The 19,341-nt window shown below is 72.4% G+C and carries 12 protein-coding genes; 3 read left to right on the top strand and 9 right to left on the bottom strand.

What is annotated here, in order from left to right; genetic code table 11:
• Positions 1-224 precede the first annotated feature (224 nt).
• The 3 genes from ABTY59_RS05605 to ABTY59_RS05595 all read left to right on the top strand — a co-directional run bounded on the left by ABTY59_RS05605 (position 225) and on the right by ABTY59_RS05595 (position 6,209).
• The gene (locus tag ABTY59_RS05605; RefSeq protein WP_352017608.1) at positions 225-1,886 is read left to right on the top strand and encodes a DUF6056 family protein; all 1,662 of its coding nucleotides are present in this window, start codon (positions 225-227) and stop codon (positions 1,884-1,886) included.
• 283 nt (positions 1,887-2,169) lie between these two features.
• The gene (locus ABTY59_RS05600) at positions 2,170-5,040 is read left to right on the top strand and encodes a bifunctional glycosyltransferase/CDP-glycerol:glycerophosphate glycerophosphotransferase (protein WP_352017607.1); all 2,871 of its coding nucleotides are present in this window, start codon (positions 2,170-2,172) and stop codon (positions 5,038-5,040) included.
• A gap of 62 nt (positions 5,041-5,102) precedes the next feature.
• The gene (locus tag ABTY59_RS05595) at positions 5,103-6,209 is read left to right on the top strand and encodes a glycosyltransferase (RefSeq protein ID WP_352017921.1); all 1,107 of its coding nucleotides are present in this window, start codon (positions 5,103-5,105) and stop codon (positions 6,207-6,209) included.
• A 142-nt stretch (positions 6,210-6,351) separates the two neighbouring features.
• Here ABTY59_RS05595 and galE read toward each other — a convergent pair whose 3' ends face one another.
• The 9 genes from galE to ABTY59_RS05550 form a co-directional block, all read right to left on the bottom strand.
• Positions 6,352-7,338, bottom strand: a complete 987-nt coding sequence (gene galE / locus ABTY59_RS05590) for a UDP-glucose 4-epimerase GalE (RefSeq protein ID WP_352017606.1) — start codon at positions 7,336-7,338, stop codon at positions 6,352-6,354.
• Positions 7,339-7,354: 16 nt separating this feature from the next.
• A complete protein-coding gene (locus tag ABTY59_RS05585; RefSeq protein ID WP_352017605.1) occupies positions 7,355-9,001 on the bottom strand; it encodes a glycosyltransferase family 2 protein in 1,647 nt (548 codons plus the stop codon).
• Positions 9,002-9,187: 186 nt separating this feature from the next.
• A complete protein-coding gene (gene obgE / locus ABTY59_RS05580) occupies positions 9,188-10,627 on the bottom strand; it encodes a GTPase ObgE (protein ID WP_352017604.1) in 1,440 nt (479 codons plus the stop codon).
• Between the two features lie 107 nt (positions 10,628-10,734).
• Positions 10,735-10,989, bottom strand: coding sequence for a 50S ribosomal protein L27 (gene rpmA, locus ABTY59_RS05575; RefSeq protein ID WP_010041940.1), 255 nt, complete (start codon positions 10,987-10,989; stop codon positions 10,735-10,737).
• A gap of 13 nt (positions 10,990-11,002) precedes the next feature.
• Positions 11,003-11,323, bottom strand: coding sequence for a 50S ribosomal protein L21 (gene rplU / locus ABTY59_RS05570; RefSeq protein WP_015033583.1), 321 nt, complete (start codon positions 11,321-11,323; stop codon positions 11,003-11,005).
• Positions 11,324-11,570: 247 nt separating this feature from the next.
• Positions 11,571-15,401 (bottom strand): Rne/Rng family ribonuclease, encoded by a 3,831-nt coding sequence (locus tag ABTY59_RS05565; protein WP_352017603.1) that lies wholly within the window; start codon positions 15,399-15,401, stop codon positions 11,571-11,573.
• 235 nt (positions 15,402-15,636) lie between these two features.
• Positions 15,637-16,428, bottom strand: coding sequence for a TIGR03936 family radical SAM-associated protein (locus ABTY59_RS05560; protein ID WP_352017602.1), 792 nt, complete (start codon positions 16,426-16,428; stop codon positions 15,637-15,639).
• 230 nt (positions 16,429-16,658) lie between these two features.
• Positions 16,659-17,321, bottom strand: coding sequence for a hypothetical protein (locus tag ABTY59_RS05555; RefSeq protein WP_352017601.1), 663 nt, complete (start codon positions 17,319-17,321; stop codon positions 16,659-16,661).
• 61 nt (positions 17,322-17,382) lie between these two features.
• A complete protein-coding gene (locus tag ABTY59_RS05550; protein WP_352017600.1) occupies positions 17,383-19,314 on the bottom strand; it encodes a TIGR03960 family B12-binding radical SAM protein in 1,932 nt (643 codons plus the stop codon).
• Positions 19,315-19,341: the final 27 nt, after the last annotated feature.

Genomic DNA, 19,341 nt, shown 5'->3' with positions numbered 1-19,341 from the left:
CGTCCCGAGGGACTGGAAGGACCGCCACCGGACTCTCCTTCGAGCTGCGCGGCCACGGTACGGCGGAGCGGTGACCGCCCGGCGTCGTCCGAGTGGCCGCGCCCGGTCGGCATGTCGTCCATGGGGCAAAGCATGTGGGGAAGATATTGATGTAAGTGACCTTTTCACCCATTTGTCACCCATAGGGGCGACACGCCGACCTTGGCCAGCTGGAGCGATGACCGTTGAGCAGGACGACCATCTCGGAGCACGGTGACGCGCTGATGCGGAAGACGGACGGAACCACCGGCCCGGAGGAGACGGAGGGGAGGGCCGGCGCGGAGGGCACCGAGGACACGGCCGAGGCAGAGGGCACGGAGAGCACGGAGGACAGGGAGGACAGGGAGGGCACGGAGGACGCGGAGGGCACGGAGGCGACCGGCGGCGGGGACGACGGGCCTCAGGGCGTGCTCCGGCGGCTGCCGCCCCTGCTCGCGCTGGTCGTCGCCGCCGGAGCTGGCGTGCTGCTCTCCGTCGGCGCCTTCCTCGGCGTCTACGTGCGCCCCACCTCGGACGACTGGTGCGCCCTCTGGAAGGCCCGCGACATGGGCCCCCTCGGCATCACCTCGGACTTCTACCGCACCCAGAACGGGCGCGTCACGAACGCCTTCCTCACCGGCCTCCTCTACTCCGACGGCATGCTGGGGCCGAAGCTGCTGCCCGCGTTCCTGATCGTCACGCTCGGGGTGGGGCTGTTCCTCCTCGCCCGGGAGGTGCTGCGCGCCCTGCGCCTGCCGTTCCCGGTGGTGGCGACCGCGACGGCGGTCCTGGTGCTGGAAGCGCTGCTCTTCCTCGCGGGGACCCGCGCGTACCAGGTGCTGCTCTGGGCCCCGTCCACCATCTCCCACACCCTCCCGAGCGTCCTCGGCGTCTGGGCCGTCCTCTCGGGCGTGTGGGCGGCCCGCAGCCGCCGGCCGTGGGCCCGGTCCGCCGCCGTCGGCGCGGCGGTCCTGCTCGGCACGGCGGCCGGCACCCTCAGCGAACCCTTCGTCGCCATGTCCGGGCTGCTCGCCGCGACGGCCTGTGTGCTCTGCCTCCCCCGGCTGCGCCTCGCCCACGACCGCTTCGCCTCGACGTGGTGCGCCGCCTGGTGCCTGGGACTGGTCATCGGCTCGGTGGTGCTGTTCGTCTCCCCCGGGGCGCGCTGGCGGCGCTCCCAGCAGCCGCCGCGGCCGCTGTCCCTCGCGGAGCTGGGGGCGACGCTCCAGGACTGGGCGCGGGTCTGGGAGACGATCGGCTCCCAGTGGGCGTACGCGGGCGCCCTCGCCGCCGGGGTGCTGCTCGGGCTCGTGATGGCGCTCACGGGGCGGACCGCGCCCGGGGCCGCGGGGCGGCTGTCGCGCGGCACGGTCCTGGTGATCGCCGTGCTGCCGGTGCCGCTGATCGCGCTGGGCAGCCTGGTGACGGTCTACGGCCTGCGCGGGGGGTACGGGGCGGGCGGCTGGACATACGCGCGCGCGTGGACCAGCTTCCTGGTGCCGTTCCTGATCGCGCTGTGCGGGTACGGGGCATGGCTCGGGCACCGGATCGGGCGGCGGCTCGGGGCCCGGTCCGTCCTCGCGGCGGCCGCGGCGGGGATCGCGGGGGTCGTCGCCGTGGCGGGCACGGCCGCCCTGGTGCCGGCGACGCGGACGCTCACCACGAGGACGGTGGAGCGCAGCGTGGCCTGGGACCGGCAGGACGCGACGATCCGCGCGGAGAGGGCGGCCGGCCGCGAGGCCGTGCCGTACCGGCCGCTGCTCATCGGCGGTCTCGCGGAGCCCTTCTTCACGACCGTGTACGCGAAGGACTGGGTGGCGCAGTGCGCCGCGCGCTACTACGGGGTGGACCGGCTGCGCCGGTCATGACACACCACACCTCGGGACGGCTGTGACGCCTGTCACGCGCGATGACCGGAAGTGAACAGCTTTGGGGTAGGTTCTCGCCACATGTGCCATCGTCCGCACAGCCGCTCCGGAACAGGCGCCCGAGAGGGCGACCCCTCACGCGCGCGGATGGTTGCCTACGACCCGCTCTCTGTCCCGTAACGATCGGGACACGGGGCCCGTCGTCGCGCCCGAAGCGGCGGCGAAGCAGGTGGACAACACCAGGTAGCTTGGGTGTGTCTAGAGGAAAGACAAGTGGATCGAGGTGCAAGTGCCTGACGTCTCCGTGGTCGTCATCGCGTACAACGACGCAGAGCGTCTCCCGACGGCCGTTCAGTCGGTACTGGATCAGACCCTGCAGGCCGTCGAAGTGGTCATCGTCGACGACTGCAGCAAGGACAGCACCTTCGAGGTCGCCCAGGCGCTCGCCGCCGCGCACCCGGACCGGGTCAGGGCCTTCCAGCTGCCGCAGAACAGCGGCGGCTGCGGCGCGCCCCGCAACTACGGCATCCAGCAGTGCGCCGGCGACTACGTCATGTTCCTCGACAGCGACGACGTGCTGGAGCGCAACGCCTGCCGCAACATGCTGGACGCTGCCGAGAGCAACGGCTCCGACATCGTCTCCGGCCTCTGCGTGCGCGTGCACCTGGACAGCCGCAACCAGAAGAAGACCTCCTGGTACCCCTGGCTCTACTCGTCGACCAGGACGATCGACTCGATCACCGAGCTGTCGGACCTGCTGACCTTCGACACGCTGTCGACGAACAAGTGCTACCGCCGGGAGTTCCTCCTGGAGTCCGGCCTGGAGTTCCCGGTCGGCATCCACTACGAGGACCTGCTCTTCTCGGCCCAGGCCTACGTCGCGGCCCGCCGGATCACGCTCATCCCGAACACGGTCTACTACTGGAACGTGCAGGAGAGCGCCGCCGCCAAGTCGATCAGCAACCGGCGCCACGAGATCGCCAACTTCGAGCACCGCATGGAGATCCACCGCCGTGTGGACGCGCTGCTCGCGAGCAAGGGCTACGACGAGCTCAAGTACCGCAAGGACATCAAGTTCCTCAAGCACGACCTGGTCCTGCACTTCCGTGACCTGGCGCGCACCGACGACGAGTACCGCCACGCCTTCGCCGAACTGGCCAACGCCTACCTCGCCGACATCGACCCGCGGGCGTACGAGGAAGTGCAGCCGATCCACGCGATCTGCGCCTACCTGCTGAGCAAGGAGGACTGGGAGAACCTGCTCCCGGCCACCGAGGCGCTCAGCAACCCCGGCCGCCTCACCGTGCCCCTCGCCGAGCTCGACGAGCAGATCTACTGGTGCGGCGGCCACCTGGACACCGAGCTGGGACGCGAGGTCCTCGACGTCACCGCGCGCGGCTTCCACACCCGGCCGCTCACCACGCTCGCCCTCGGCAACCGCCTCACCTCGTACGAGAGCACCGACGGCGTCGTCAAGCTGGCCGGGCGCATCGTCAACCCGCTCGGCCGGATCAGCCCGGACGCGAAGATCAGCGCCGTCCTGGAGCTCTCGGCCCGCCGGAGCATCAGCGGCAAGGCCGCCCGGATCCCGGTGACGGCCCTGCGCCACGCCGGCGAGTGGATCGAGTGGGAGGGCACCGCGGACATCGCGGGCACCGTCCGTCCGCTGGGCATCATCGACGCCGTCTGGGACGTCCGCGTGATACTCACCGTCGACGGCCAGCGTCTGCGGACCCGAGTCTCCGTCGGCGGCGCCTCCCTCGACGAGGCCCGCTCGCTCAAGGTCCGCCCGCGTCTGACGACCCTGGTCTCGGACCGCTTCGTCCCCGAGGTCACCAAGAAGGGGAACCTGTCGTACGTCCTCGCCGCCGAGGGCAAGGCGGCCGTGCGCACCTCGGCGATGATCGACGGCGCGATGCACGGGCGCCCCGCGCAGCTCGCCAAGACGAGCCTGCGCCGCCTGCGGAAGGCGAAGAAGGACCTGACCTCGGGCGAGACGAAGCTGCGCGTCTACCACGAGTTCTACAGCAAGCTCCCGATCCGCAAGGGCCTCGTCGTCTTCGAGAGCCACCTCGGCAAGCAGTACAGCGACAGCCCCAAGGCGATCTACGAGGAGATGCGCCGTCAGGGCATCCCGTTCGAGGCCGTGTGGTCGTACGCGGGGGCGACCCCGGTCGGCTTCCCCGAGGGCGCCACCCTCGTCCGGCGCTGGAGCTGGCAGTACCTGCGGGCGCTCGCCCAGGCCGAGTTCTGGATCGACAACCAGGGCTTCCCGCTGCGCCTGACCAAGCGCCCGGGCACCACGTACATCCAGACCTGGCACGGCACGGCCCTCAAGCGGATGGGCTTCGACGAGCCCAACTCCAAGGCGCGCCCCCTGGCCGCCCAGGAGTCGTTCCAGCGCGCCCTGGACCGCTTCGACCACTTCCTCATCCGTGGTGAGCACGACCGCCGCACGCTCGGCCGGGGCTTCCGTCTCCGCGACGAGGTGCTGCTGCCCGTCGGCTACCCGCGCAACGACGAGCTCGCCAAGGCGCGCTCGGAGGAGGCCGACACGGGGAGGCGGGAGCGCGGTGCGCTCGCGGAGGAGCTGGGTCTCGACCCGGACAAGAAGGTGCTGCTGTACGCGCCGACGTTCCGTTCCGCCCCGGGCGGCAAGGTGCGTGCCTTCAAGCCGCCCTTCGACCTGGAGGAGTTCGCGGAGCGCTTCGGCGACACGCACACGCTGCTGATCAGGACGCACTACCTGAACCACGTGACGCTGCCGGAGTCGGTCAGCGGCCGGATCATCGACGTGTCGCGGCACCACGACATCACGCCGCTGCTCGCCCTCGCGGACGGACTGATCACCGACTACTCGTCCGTGATGTTCGACTACGGGCTGCTCGACCGGCCGATGATCTTCTTCACGTACGACTACGACGAGTACGCGACGGAGAACCGCGGCACCTACTTCGACCTGAAGGAGCACGCTCCGGGGCCCGTCGTGGCCACGGAGGAGGAGCTCTTCGGGGTGATCGCCAACTTCGCGGACGAGGCCGACACCAAGTACGCGACGGCCCGTCGGCGGTTCAACGCGGAGTTCAGCGAGTACGACCGGGGCGACGCGGCCCGTCAGATCGTCGCCAAGTTCTTCACCAGGAGCGGTAAGTGACCAACCAGACCGCCGTGTCCGGCGGCCGCGACATCTTCATCGTCTCCAACAGCGTGGACGAGATGGGCGGTGTGACCACCTGGACGCACCAGATGGCCCGCGAGTTCACCGACCGGGGTCACCGGGTCCACGTCATCGGCATCACCCCCGCCCCCGCGGGGCGGCAGCACGAGTTCCCCGAGCCGCTGCCGTACGACACCACCACGCTGTACGACGCGCACCCGCCGCAGGTGAAGCCGCTCCGCGGCCTCAAGGGCAAGCTCAACGCGGTGGAGCGCCGGCGCCACGCGGCCCGCGCCGCCGGGATGCGCGAGCGGGCCGACCGGATGACGGCGCTGTTCGCCGCCGCCCGGCCCGGGGCCGTCGTCATCGTGACCCAGGTGTGGGCGATGGAGTGGGTCTCCCTCGCCGACACCAAGGGCCACGTGGTCATCGGCATGAGCCACGAGTCGTACGCCGCGAGCGCCGCCTCCTCCCGGCTCGCCCGTGTGAAGCGCTACTACCAGGACGTCGACCGGATGCTCGTCCTCACTCCGGGCGACGCGGACCAGTGGATCCGGGCCGGGATGGACAACGTCGGCCACATGCCGAACGCCCTGCCGTTCATGCCCGAGACCCCGGCGCCCCGCACCGCGAAGGTCGTCGCCTCGATCGGACGCCTCTCGCACGAGAAGGGCGTCGACATGCTGCTCGACAGCTGGGCCGAGATCGCCGACCGGCACCCCGACTGGAAGCTGCGGATCTACGGCACGGGCGACGAGGAGCCTGCGCTGGCCGCCCGGACGGCCACGCTCGGCATCGAGGGGTCCGTCGAGTGGATGGGCCGCACCAGCGACGTCCTCGGGGCGCTCTCCGGCGCCTCGGTCTTCGCGCAGGCCTCGCGCGCCGAGGGCTTCCCGATCACCCTCCTGGAGGCGATGGCGGCGGGCGTGCCCTGTGCCGCGTTCGACTGCGCGCCGGGCGTGCGGGAGATCATCCGCGACGGTGAGGACGGGCTGCTCGCACGGCTCGGCAACACGGTGGAGCTCGGCGGCCACATCAGCAGGCTGATCTCCGACCAGGAACTGCGGGACACGATGGGCGACGCCGCCTTCGAGAACGTGAAGCGGTACTCGGCCGACGCGATCACCGACCGCTGGGAGGCGCTCTTCGCCTTCCTGGAGCGCTGACGGCGCCACCGAGGCAGCAGTCGGCCGCGCAGCGGGACAGCAGCCCGGCCGCGCGCCGGGGCAACAGCCGGCCGCGCGCCGGGGCAGTACGAAGGGCCGGGGAGTTCACACTCCCCGGCCCTTCGTCGTGTACGGCCCTCGGTCAGACGGTCACACCGCGCCGCGCGACCCAGCCGGCCCAGGCCGACTCGATCATGTCGCGCACGTCGTGACGGGCCTTCCAGCCCAGCTCCGACTCGATGCGGTCGGCGGCGGCGACGACCCGGGCGGGGTCGCCGGCGCGGCGCGGGGTGACCAGGGGCTCGGTCGTGTGCTCGGTGATCTCGTTGATCAGCCGGACCATCTCGGTGACGGAGACGCCCTCGCCACGGCCGATGTTGACCGTCAGGTCACGCGGCTCGCCGGCGGCGGCCCACTCCGCGAGCTTCCGCGCGGCGACGAGGTGCGCGTCGGCCAGGTCCTCGACGTGGATGTAGTCGCGGATGCACGTGCCGTCGGGCGTGTCGTAGTCGTCGCCGAAGATCCGCGGGGACTCCCCCGCGTCGAGACGCTCGAAGACCATCGGGACCAGGTTGAAGACCCCGGTGTCGGCCAGCTCGGGGGTCGCCGCGCCGGCCACGTTGAAGTAGCGCAGGCAGGCCGTCGAGATGCCGTGGGCGGCGCCGGCCGCACGCACCAGCCACTCGCCCGCGAGCTTGGTCTCGCCGTACGGGCTGAGCGGCAGGCAGGGGGTCTCCTCGGTGACGAGGTCGACGTCCGGCATGCCGTAGACGGCGGCGGAGGAGGAGAACAGGAAGTTGCGCACACCGGCGGCGGCGACGGCCTCCAGGAGGACCGTCAGGCCGATGACGTTCTCGCGGTAGTAGTGCAGCGGCAGCTCGACGGACTCGCCGACCTGCTTCTTCGCGGCGAGGTGGACGACGCCCGTCACTCCGTGCTCGGCGATCGTCCGGTCCAGGACCTCGCGGTCGAGGGTGGAGCCGACCACCAGGGGAACGCCCTCGGGCACCCGCGACTCGTAGCCCGTCGACAGGTCGTCGAGGACGACGACCCGCTCGCCCGCCTGCGTCATGGCACGGACCACGTGCGAGCCGATGTATCCGGCGCCGCCGGTGATCAGATAAGTCATTGCGCCCCAAACCCTTTCACTGAGAACTGCGGGCAAGCCGACGGAGCCGGGCCCTGACCGCCCGGAATCCGTCCCGTGCGCCGGGTGCGATCCGTACCGCCAGCGAACCGTTGGCCGTCGTGTACGGCTGCACCAGGAGTACACCGTACCGGCTGCTCGGAAGCACCGAGCGCCGCTGCGGACCGTCCGGAGGCCGGAGCGACGTGGTGAAGGACTCACCGTTCGCACACGCCACGGTGGCCTGGACGTCCCACAGCTGGACGCCCTCGCGCCCCCGCCGCCGGCCGGTTCCGGCGAGCCCGGTGAGCCCGACGGGGACCCGGGCGGTCCAGGCCTCCACGGTCCCGTCGGGCCCGGTCACGGCGCTCAGCGCGGCCCCTACGGTACGGGCGGGCTCGCTGTCGCCGCGCGGCAGGAACGCGAGTTCGGCGCGCACCGGCCCCGCCTCGGCGAGCCGTCCGTACAGGTCCTTGACGCTGAACCGCAGGTCGCCGCCGCCGCCGATGCGCAGCACGGCATCGACGACGATCGGCAGTTCGCCGAGGTCCGCTCCGTCCGTGCCGTCGAGGCGGGCCTCCGGCAGGTCGTCGGCCCAGACGGCGGCGGCGCGGGTGCCCGCGTACGGCGGGAGCAGCCGGGCCGGGTTGGCGGCCAGCCGGGACAGCCGGAGCAGGTCGCGGGGCTCCTCGGCGGCCAGCAGGAAACGGGCGATCCAGCGGGCGGGGGTGACCGCGGCGGCGATCTCCTCCTCGGCGAAGCCGGACAGGTGCTCGCGGGTGAGCCCCCACCACTCGGCCCGGTGCGCGGCGTCACGGAGCCGCAGGTCGCGGGCGTACATGCGCAGGTCGTGTTCGAGGAACTTGGTGCGGCAGGCGGCGGCGAGCCCGGCCCGCCCCGCCTCCGCGAGGGTCTCGACGGCCGCGCGGTGGGCGGCGATCCGGGACCGCCAGTTGGAGACGCCCTCGCGGTCGAGGGAGATCGACAGCTGGGCGGCGGCCCGCCGCACGTGCCAGACGTAGACGGTGTCGGGGATCACGGCGACGCGGGGCGCGGCGGCGTACACCCGGGCGGTGAAGAGGAAGTCCTCGTAGACGAAACGGCCGTCGGGGAAGCGGATGCCGTGCTCGGTGAGGAAGGCCCGGTCGTAGATCTTGTTGACGCAGAGCGTGTCGTGGACCAGCGGGCGCAGCTCGTCGGGCGTCTCCAGGACGGCGGGCTCCCGGTACAGGGCCGGCTGCCAGCGGACGTCCCGGCCCTCGGGCAGTTCACGGCGTACGGCGACGCCGACGGCGACCGGGGCGCGGTGCCGCTCGGCGGCGGCGACGAGGGCCTCGGCGGCGCCGGCCGGCAGGACGTCGTCGCTGTCCAGGAACATGACGTAGGGCGAGGTGGCGGCCTGGACGCCGTCGTTGCGCGGGGTGCCGCAGCCGCCGCTGTTCTCGGTGCGGCGCACCACCTTCAGCCGGGGGTGCCGGGTGGCGAGCTCGTCGAGGACGGCGGCCGTACCGTCGCTCGAACAGTCGTCGACCGCCACGACCTCGGCCACCACGGGTCCCTGGTCGAGCGCGGAGCGGATGGCCTCACCGACCAGGCCCTCGTCGTTGTAGGCGATGACGACGACACTGAGCCGACCTGCGGTCTCGGGCTTGGGGACGCTACTCACACCAGGATCCTACGGGAGCCCCCCGCCCCCTCGGACGGGGTCGGGGGGCTCCCTGAGCACCTGCTGGAAGGGGTCGGGGGGGCTCCCTGAGCACCCGCTGGAAGGGGTCGGGGGGCTCCCTGAGCACCTGCTGGAAGGGGTCGCACGCGGCACCGGCTCGCCGCCGGGCCGGTGCGACCCGACCCGCTAGAAGGGGTCGAACTCGTCGTACTCGCGCTGCGCGTCGTCGCGCTCCGCCTGCCGGTCACGACGGCGCTGCGCCGCCGGACGCGGGGCCTCCAGGCGGTGGTCCTCACCGCGGCGGCCCAGCATCTCGGCGCCGGCCATCATGGTGGGCTCCCAGTCGAAGACGACCGCGTTGTCCTCGGCGCCGATCGCGACGCCGTCGCCCGCGCGGGCACCGGCCTTCATCAGCTGGTCCTCGACGCCGAGGCGGTTGAGGCGGTCGGCCAGGTAGCCCACGGCCTCGTCGTTGTTGAAGTCGGTCTGGCGGACCCAGCGCTCCGGCTTCTCGCCGCGCACCCGGTAGACGTCCTCCTGCTCGTCGTACGTGACGGTGAAGCCCGCGTCGTCGACGGCCTTCGGGCGGATGACGATCCGGGTCGCCTCCTCCTGCGGCTTGGCCGCGCGCGCCTCGGCGACGATGCCGGCGAGGGCGAAGGAGAGCTCCTTGAGACCCGTACGGGCGACGGCGGAGGCCTCGAACACCTGGTAGCCGCGCGCCTCCAGGTCCGGGCGGATCATGTCCGCGAGGTCCTGGCCGTCCGGGATGTCGATCTTGTTGAGGACGACGATCCGGGGCCGGTCCTCCAGGCCGCCGTACTGCTTGAGCTCCTCCTCGATGACGTCGAGGTCGGTGACCGGGTCGCGCTCGGACTCCAGCGTCGCCGTGTCGAGCACGTGGACGAGCACGGAGCAGCGCTCGACGTGACGGAGGAACTCCAGGCCGAGGCCGCGGCCCTGGCTGGCGCCCGGGATCAGGCCCGGGACGTCGGCGATCGTGTAGACCGTCGAACCGGCCGTGACCACGCCGAGGTTCGGGACGAGGGTGGTGAACGGGTAGTCCGCGATCTTCGGCTTGGCGGCCGACAGGACGGAGATCAGCGAGGACTTGCCGGCGCTCGGGTAGCCCACCAGCGCCACGTCGGCGACGGTCTTGAGCTCCAGGACGATGTCCCGCGCCTCGCCGGGCTCGCCGAGGAGGGCGAAGCCGGGGGCCTTGCGGCGGGCCGAGGCGAGCGCGGCGTTGCCGAGGCCGCCGCGGCCGCCCTGGCCGGCGACGAAGGTGGTGCCCTGGCCGACGAGGTCGGCGAGGACGTTGCCGCGCTTGTCGAGGACGACGGTGCCGTCGGGCACGGTCAGGACCAGGTCCTGACCGTCCTTGCCGGAGCGGTTGTCACCCGCGCCGGGCTGACCGTTGGTCGCCTTGCGGTGCGGGGAGTGGTGGTACTCGAGGAGCGTGGTGACCGACTGGTCGACGACCAGGGTCACGTCGCCGCCCCGGCCGCCGTTGCCGCCGTCGGGGCCGCCGAGGGGCTTGAACTTCTCGCGATGGACGGAGGCGCAGCCGTGGCCTCCGTTACCCGCGGCGACGTGCAGCTCGACGCGGTCCACGAAGGTGGTCATGGTGGTGCCTCCAGAGCATTGCGTGGGGAATGTCTATCTAGTAACACGCGAAAGGCGGACCCGCTTCCCGTACGGGAAGTGAGGTCCGCCTCCGCAAAGAGTTCCGATCAGGCGACCGGAACGATGTTCACGACCTTGCGGCCACGGTGGGTGCCGAACTGCACCGAACCGGCCTGCAGGGCGAACAGCGTGTCGTCGCCGCCACGGCCGACGCCCGCGCCCGGGTGGAAGTGCGTGCCACGCTGGCGGACCAGGATCTCACCCGCGTTGACGACCTGACCGCCGAAGCGCTTCACGCCGAGCCGCTGGGCATTCGAGTCGCGCCCGTTCCGGGTGGACGATGCGCCCTTCTTGTGTGCCATGTCTCAGTCCCTCTTACTTCGCAGCCGCGGGGATACCGGTGACCTTGATCGCCGTGTACTGCTGGCGGTGACCCTGGCGACGGCGGTAGCCGGTCTTGTTCTTGTAGCGCAGGATGTCGATCTTGGCGCCCTTGTGGTGGTCCACGACCTCGGCCGTGACCTTGATGCCGGCCAGGACCCACGGGTCGCTGGTCACGGCGTCGCCGTCGACAACGAGCAGGGTCGAGAGCTCGACCGTGTCGCCAACCTTGGCAGTGGAAATCTTGTCAACCTCAACGATGTCGCCGACAGCAACCTTGTGCTGGCGACCACCGCTGCGCACGATGGCGTACACGCGGATCTCTCTCTCACTCGGGATGGAACCTCTGAAGCCAGCCGCCCGCACGGGCCCGGGGGCCCGCGGCGATCCGGAATCGGATGAGCGGCCTCTCCCGGCGAGCGGGAGGGAGGTGCTCAGAGGCGCGGCGCGTGCAAGACACGCCGACGGTCTAGGTTACGGGCGGCTGCCGCGGGGGGTCAAATTCGCCCGTACGATGCCGGGCCGCCTCCTCCGGACGGAGGAGGCGGCCCGCACCTGCCGGTCAGTCCTGGGCCGGGGCGGCGGTCTTCTCCGCCGCCTTCTTGGCCGGGGCCTTCTTGGCGGTGGTCTTCTTCGCCGCGGTCTTCTTGGTCGCCGCCGTCTTCTTGGTGGCGGCCTTCTTGGCCGTGGTCTTCTTCGCCGCGGTCTTGCGCGCCGCCGTCTTCTTGACGGGGGCGGGCTCGGCCTCGGCCTCAGCCTCGGCCGGGGCCTCGGCCGGGGCCGTGGTCACCACGACGACGGCCGCGTCCTCGGCGCCCGAGGGCGAACCGGCGGGAGCGGTGGCCTTGCGGACCACCCGGCGCCGGGCCCGCGGCGGGGCGGCCACGGGGGCCTCCTCGGCGACGGGCTCGGACTCCGCGACGGGCTGCGCCTCGGCGACCGGCTCGGCCACCGGCTCCGGGGCCACGACGGGCTCCGCGACAGGCTCCGGGGCGGCTTCGGCGACCGGCTCGGCGACGACCTCGGCGGCGTCGGTGGTCGACACGACCGGGGACGTCACCCGGCGGGTGGCCCGGCGACGGCCGCGCGGGGCCGGAGCGGCGGTCTCCTCGGCCACGGCCTCGGCCACCGGCTCCGCGACCGGCTCGGCCACCGGCTCCGCGACGGCCGCCGCGGGGGCCGGCTCGGGCTCGGCGGCGGGCGCCGGCTCGAAGACCACGGACTCGGTCTCCACGACCGGGGCGACCGGCGTCGAGACGACCGGGGCGGACACCCGGCGGGTGGCGCGACGACGGCCACGACCGCGCGTGGCGGCGGCCTCGGCCTCGGCGACGGAGCCGTACAGCTCCTCGTCCGGGGCGATCGGCACCGGCACGGCCACCGGGGCGGCCAGCTCGGCCGCGACCTCGGCCTCGGTCTCCGACGTCTCCGGCTCCACGGCCTCGGCGTGCTCGTGCTCGTGGACGTGCTCGGCACCGCCGCGGCCGCGCTTCTTCGAGCGCTTGCCGCCGCCACCGCCACCGGCGGTGGTCGGCTGCTCCATGTGCACGATGACACCGCGGCCGTTGCAGTGGACGCAGGTCTCGGAGAAGGACTCCAGGAGGCCCTGGCCGACGCGCTTGCGGGTCATCTGGACCAGGCCGAGCGAGGTGACCTCGGCCACCTGGTGCTTGGTCCGGTCCCGGCCCAGGCACTCCAGGAGGCGGCGCAGCACGAGGTCGCGGTTGGACTCCAGGACCATGTCGATGAAGTCGATGACGACGATGCCGCCCAGGTCGCGCAGGCGCAGCTGGCGCACGATCTCCTCGGCCGCTTCGAGGTTGTTCCTCGTCACGGTCTCTTCGAGGTTGCCGCCCTGGCCGGTGAACTTGCCGGTGTTGACGTCGACGACGATCATCGCCTCGGTCTTGTCGATCACCAGCGAACCGCCCGAGGGCAGCCAGACCTTGCGGTCCAGCGCCTTCATGAGCTGCTCGTCGATCCGGTACGTCGCGAAGACGTCGACCTCGCTCGTCCACTTGGACAGCCGGTCGACCAGGTCGGGCGCGACGTGGCCGACGTACCCGTGGATGGTCTCCCACGCGTCGTCGCCGCTGACGATGACCTTGGAGAAGTCCTCGTTGAAGATGTCGCGGACGACCCGGACGGTCATGTCCGGCTCGCCGTACAGCAGGGTCGGGGCGTTGCCGCTCTTCGCCTTCTTCTGGATGTCCTCCCACTGCGCCTGCAGTCGCTCGACGTCGCGGCGCAGCTCGTCCTCGCTCGCGCCCTCGGCGGCGGTGCGCACGATGACGCCCGCGTCCTCGGGGACGATCTTCTTGAGGATGGTCTTCAGGCGGGCGCGCTCGGTGTCCGGGAGCTTGCGGCTGATGCCGGTCATCGAGCCCTCGGGGACGTACACGAGGTAGCGGCCCGGGAGGGAGACCTGGCTGGTCAGACGGGCGCCCTTGTGGCCGATCGGGTCCTTCGTGACCTGCACGAGGACCGACTGGCCGGACTTGAGGGCGGACTCGATGCGGCGGGGGCCGTGGCCCATGCCGAGCGCCTCGAAGTTGACCTCACCGGCGTACAGGACGGCGTTGCGGCCCTTGCCGATGTCGACGAAGGCGGCCTCCATGGACGGCAGCACGTTCTGGACCTTGCCCAGGTAGACGTTGCCGACGTACGAGGTGGCCTGCTCCTTGTTGACGTAGTGCTCGACGAGCACGTTGTCTTCCAGGACGCCGATCTGGGTGCGCTCGCCGTTCTGGCGGACGACCATCACGCGCTCGACGGCCTCGCGGCGGGCGAGGAACTCGGCCTCGGTGATGATCGGGACGCGGCGGCGGCCCTGCTCGCGGCCCTCGCGGCGGCGCTGCTTCTTGGCCTCCAGGCGGGTCGAGCCCTTGATGGACTGGACCTCGTCGGAGGGCTCGGCCTTCTCGCGGGCCGGGCGGGGCTCGCGGACCTTGACGACCGTGCGGACGCCGTCCTCGTCCGACGCATCGACGTCGGTGGCGCCGTCGCCGCTGCGACGACGGCGACGGCGGCGGCGACGGGAGCTGCTGGAGCCGCCGGCGTAGGCCTCGGCGTCCTCCGACTCCTCCTCGCTCTCCTCGGCCTCGTCGGTCTCGTCCTCGGCGTGCGGCTCCTCGCCCTCCTCGGTCTCCTCGACCTCGGTGAGCTCGCCGCGACGGCGACGGCGGCCGCCACGGCGGCGACGGCGGGAGGGACGGTCCTCGTACTCGTCCGTCTCCTCGGCCTCCTCGGCCTCGGCCTCGTCCGCGACGGCCTCGACCTCGGGCTCGTCGGCGACCGTGGCCGGGACGGGCTCGACGGCGACGGGCTCGCCGCGGCGGCGACGGCGACGGCGGGAGCCGGTCTCGGCGCGCTCGGCGGTCTCGGTCTCGGCGGCCTCGACGACGTCCGTGGCCTCGACGGCCTCGACGGTCTCGACCGTCTCCTCCTCCTCCGGCTCCTCGACCACGGCGGCGGCGGCCGCGGCGGCGGTCTCCGGCGTCTGGAACATCGGCTCGGTGAAGACCGGGGCCTGGAAGACGGCGACGGCGGGGCGCGCGGCGCGGCGCGACTCGCGGGCCGGGGCCGGCTCGGAGGTGAACTGCGGCGAGGTGGCGCGGCGGCGGCCGCGGCCACGGGTGGCGGCGGTCTCGGCGGCGGCGACCTCGGCCTCGTCGGCGGCGATCTGCTCGACGGCGGACGTCGGCAGCGACTCGCCGGTGGCGGCCTCGGTGGTGGCGGCCTCGGTGGTGGCCTCGGGCGAGGTGGCCTTGCGGGTGGCGCGACGGCGGGTACGGGCCGGCGGGGCGGCCTCCTCGACGGCCTCGACCGCGGGGGCCTCGACGACCGGCTCGGCGGCGACCGGCTCGGCGGTCTCCTCGACGGCGGCCGGAGAGGTCACCGGCGACGTCGCCTTACGGGTGGCACGGCGACGCGTACGGGCCGGGGCGGCCTCGGGGGCCTCCTCGACGGCCTCGACCGCGGGGGCCTCGACGACCGGCTCGGCGGTCTCCTCGACGGCGGCCGGGGAAGTCACCGGCGACGTCGCCTTACGGGTGGCACGGCGACGCGTACGGGCCGGGGCGGCCTCGGGGGCCTCCTCGACGGCCTCGGGCGCGGCGGCGGCGGTGACCGGCTCGGCGACCGGCTCGACCGCGGGCTCCGCGGTGGCCTTGCGGGTGGCGCGGCGGCGGGTGCGCGGCGCGGGGGCGGCCTCGGCCTCGGCGGGCGCGGCCGCCACGGCGGGGGCCTCGGCGGCCGGGGCGGCCTCGGCGGCGGGGGTCTCGGCGGTGGTGCCCGTCACCGGCGGACCGGCGGGGCGGGAAGCGGCGCGGCGCCTACGGCGCGGCGGCAGCTTGTCACCGGGGGCGTTGGTGTCTTCGTTGGACTCGAGCATGCGGGCGGTTCTCCCGTCACGCTCCCGGGCGCCGCGTCTGGTTCCGGTCCGGCGGCACGGTCGCGCCTGAGGCGCGGTGCCGCCGTCCGGGGCGCGGGCGCCGCACGGGAGCTGTATGTCTGGCTCGCCGGTTCCGTACGCCCTGTGCGGACGGCCTGGCGAAAGTCTCCTGGTCAGTGCGCTGCCCGACCCAGGTGGCTCCCGAGTACCAGGGCGGCGCTACGACGACCGCTCCCTACGCGGTACCGGTACCCGGCGCCGTCGCCGGGGCGGTCGCGGCGGCCGTGGGTGAAGCGGCCGTGACTGCCTCGCGGTCGGGCGCGAGCGGGTCGGTCACCGTGCCGGACTCCTCGTCGAAGAGCCCCTGCGCCAGCCTGGTCACCGCAGCGGGGACCGGCGGCGCCAGGTCGGCCACAGCTCGGAGACCGGACAGGACGTCGTCGGGTCGCACGGCAGGTGTCACGTGCCGAACAACCAGCCGCAGTATCGCACAGGCGCTGTCCAGCGGCCTATCACCCTGGGGATCACCCTGGGGACGGACGGCCGTCAGCTCGGTGACGGCGGAGCGGGCGTCGAAGGTGCGGACTCCGTTCTTGGTCTTGCGCTGTACTTCCACGGTCTCGGCCGCGAGAAACGTCTCGACCGCCTTCTCGGCGTCCTCGACGGCGACGCCCTCCAGACGCAGCTCCCACACGGAGGCGGTGAGCCGGTCGGCGAGACCCGAGGTCCGGGCCTCGACGGCGTCGGTGATGTCGAGCCCGGCAGGGAGGGACTCGTCGAGCAGGGCCCGCAGGGTCTCCGGGTCGCGGGCCTCGGTGAGCGCGATCTCCAGGTACTCGGCCTCGGAGCCCGTGCCCGTCGGGGCGGCGTTGGCGTACGACACCTTGGGGTGCGGGGTGAAGCCGGCCGAGTACGCCATGGGCACCTCGGCACGGCGCAGCGCACGCTCGAAGGCGCGCTGGAAGTCACGGTGGCTGGTGAACCGGAGGCGGCCGCGCTTGGTGTAGCGCAGTCGGATGCGCTGCACCGCCGGTGCGGGCGGCGGGCCTTCGGGCTGTCGCTTGCCCAGTGGTTCTTCTCCTCGGTGCGGGACGACGCGGGTGCGCGCCGTCCACGAGATGTACGGGTTGCCCCGGGGGTCCCGCCCGGTTCACCCCCGCTTCCGCGGGGAGATCTCGGGGGCGGGCGCCGCGCCGGGGACGTTCGTTGTACTACCCAGAGTACGCGCCCGGCCCGCCTCCGGTTCCCCGGCCCGGGTCAGCGGGGTCCGCCGAAGAGGGCGACCCGCACCTCCCGGGCCGCGGCGCGCACGGCCCGCGCGACGGCGGCGGCGGGCCGCCACACCCACGCCCGCAGCCAGTGGCCGAGCGGGGTGAGGACCACCCGGTACGTCCAGACGAGGGGCCTGCCGAGGGCGTTCCACAGCACCCAGCCGAGGGCCCGGGCGACGGCGGCCGAGATCCGGCCGGCCACGCCCCAGGCCCAGGCGAGCACGGCGCCGACGGCGCGGCCGACGGGCGCGAGCACATGACGCCGGAGCCAGCCGAGCGGGGTGACGACCAGCAGGTCGACGACCCACCACAGCGCCTTGAGGACGGGGAGCAGCGCCCAGCGCCAGAGCCAGGTCAGCGGGGTGAGGACGAGCAGGTCGATCACCCACCACAGGGCCCGCGCGACGGGCACGATCACCCACTCCCACAGGAACCGCAGCGGGATCACGACCAGATGGTGGATGAGCCATCCGAGGGCGCGGCCGACCGGGGCGAGGACCCAGCGCCAGAGCAGCTCCAGGCAGAAGACCAGGGCGTCCCACACCAGCCGGACGGGCAGGACCACCACGAGGGCGATCACGCGGGCCACCCCGGTGAGGCAGCCCGTGGGCTCGTTCGGCGGCTGCGACCTGGTCTTCTCCGTGTTCATGCCGGAAATGACGCGACGGCCCGGCGAAGGGTTTCCCCTTCGCCGGGCCGTCACTCAAGCGTTACTGGTTGACGACCGTCAGCGGCAGCAGCTTCTTGCCGGTGGGGCCGATCTGGATGTGCGTGTCCATCTGCGGGCAGACGCCGCAGTCGAAGCACGGGGTCCAGCGGCAGTCCTCGACCTCGGTCTCGTCGAGGGCGTCCTGCCAGTCCTCCCAGAGCCAGTCCTTGTCGAGGCCCGAGTCGAGGTGGTCCCAGGGCAGGACCTCCTCGTAGGTGCGCTCGCGGGTGGTGTACCAGGCGACGTCCACGCCCACCTCGGGCAGCGTCTTCTCGGCGCAGGCCATCCAGCGGTCGTACGAGAAGTGCTCGCGCCAGCCGTCGAAGCGGCCGCCGTCCTCGTACACCGCGCGGATGACCGCGCCGAGGCGGCGGTCGCCGCGGGAGAGGAGGCCCTCGACGATGCCGGGCTTGCCGTCGTGGTAGCGGAAGCCGATCGAGCGGCCGTACTTCTTGTCGCCGCGGATCTTGTCGCGGAGCTTGCGCAGGCGCTCGTCCGTCTCCTCGGCCGACAGCTGCGGGGCCCACTGGAAGGGGGTGTGCGGCTTGGGGACGAAGCCGCCGATGGAGACGGTGCAGCGGATGTCGTTCTGGCCGGAGACCTTGCGGCCCTCGGCGATCACGTTCATCGCCATGTCGGCGATCTGGAGGACGTCCTCGTCGGTCTCCGTCGGCAGGCCGCACATGAAGTACAGCTTCACCTGGCGCCAGCCGTTGCCGTAGGCCGTGGAGACCGTACGGATGAGGTCCTCCTCCGAGACCATCTTGTTGATGACCTTGCGCATGCGCTCGGAGCCGCCCTCGGGGGCGAAGGTCAGGCCGGAACGGCGGCCGTTCCTCGTGAGCTCGTTCGCCAGGTCGACGTTGAAGGCGTCGACGCGGGTGGAGGGGAGGGACAGGCCGACCTTGTCGTCCGTGTAGCGGTCCGCGAGGCCCTTCGCGATCTCACCGATCTCGGTGTGGTCGGCGGAGGACAGCGAGAGCAGGCCGACCTCCTCGAAACCGGTCGCCTTGAGGCCCTTCTCGACCATCTCGCCGATGCCGGTGATGCTTCGCTCCCGCACGGGGCGCGTGATCATGCCGGCCTGGCAGAAGCGGCAACCGCGGGTGCAGCCGCGGAAGATCTCGACGGACATGCGCTCGTGGACGGTCTCCGCGAGCGGGACGAGGGGCTGCTTGGGGTACGGCCACTCGTCGAGGTCCATCACGGTGTGCTTGGACACGCGCCACGGCACACCGGACTTGTTGGGCACGACACGGCCGATGCGGCCGTCCGGCAGGTACTCCACGTCGTAGAACGCCGGGATGTACACCGAGCCGGTCTTCGCGAGGCGGAAGAGGACCTCCTCGCGTCCGCCCGGGCGGCCCTCGGCCTTCCACTGGCGGATGATCTCGGTCATGTCGAGGACGGCCTGCTCGCCGTCGCCGATGATCGCCGCGTCGATGAAGTCCGCGATCGGCTCGGGGTTGAAGGCGGCGTGGCCGCCGGCGAGCACGATCGGGTGGTCGACCGTCCGGTCCTTCGCCTCCAGCGGGATGCCCGCGAGGTCGAGGGCGGTGAGCATGTTCGTGTAGCCGAGCTCGGTGGAGAAGCTCAGGCCGAAGACGTCGAACGCGCCGACGGGGCGGTGGCTGTCGACCGTGAACTGCGGCACCTTGTGCTCGCGCATCAGCTCTTCGAGGTCCGGCCACACGCTGTAGGTGCGCTCGGCGAGGACGCCCTCGCGCTCGTTCAGCACCTCGTAGAGGATCATGACGCCCTGGTTGGGCAGACCGACCTCGTACGCGTCCGGGTACATCAGCGCCCAGCGGACGTCGGCGGACTCCCACGGCTTGACCGTGGAGTTCAGCTCTCCACCGACGTACTGAATCGGCTTCTGCACGTGCGGGAGCAGAGCTTCGAGCTGCGGGAAGACAGACTCGGCAGCAGACATCTCGAACCTTCGTGAGCTGGCAGGGGG

The organism is Streptomyces sp. NPDC096079, from assembly GCF_040303145.1.
Classification (GTDB): Bacteria; Actinomycetota; Actinomycetes; order Streptomycetales; family Streptomycetaceae; genus Streptomyces.
This window is presented reverse-complemented; position numbering and strand designations above follow the sequence as displayed.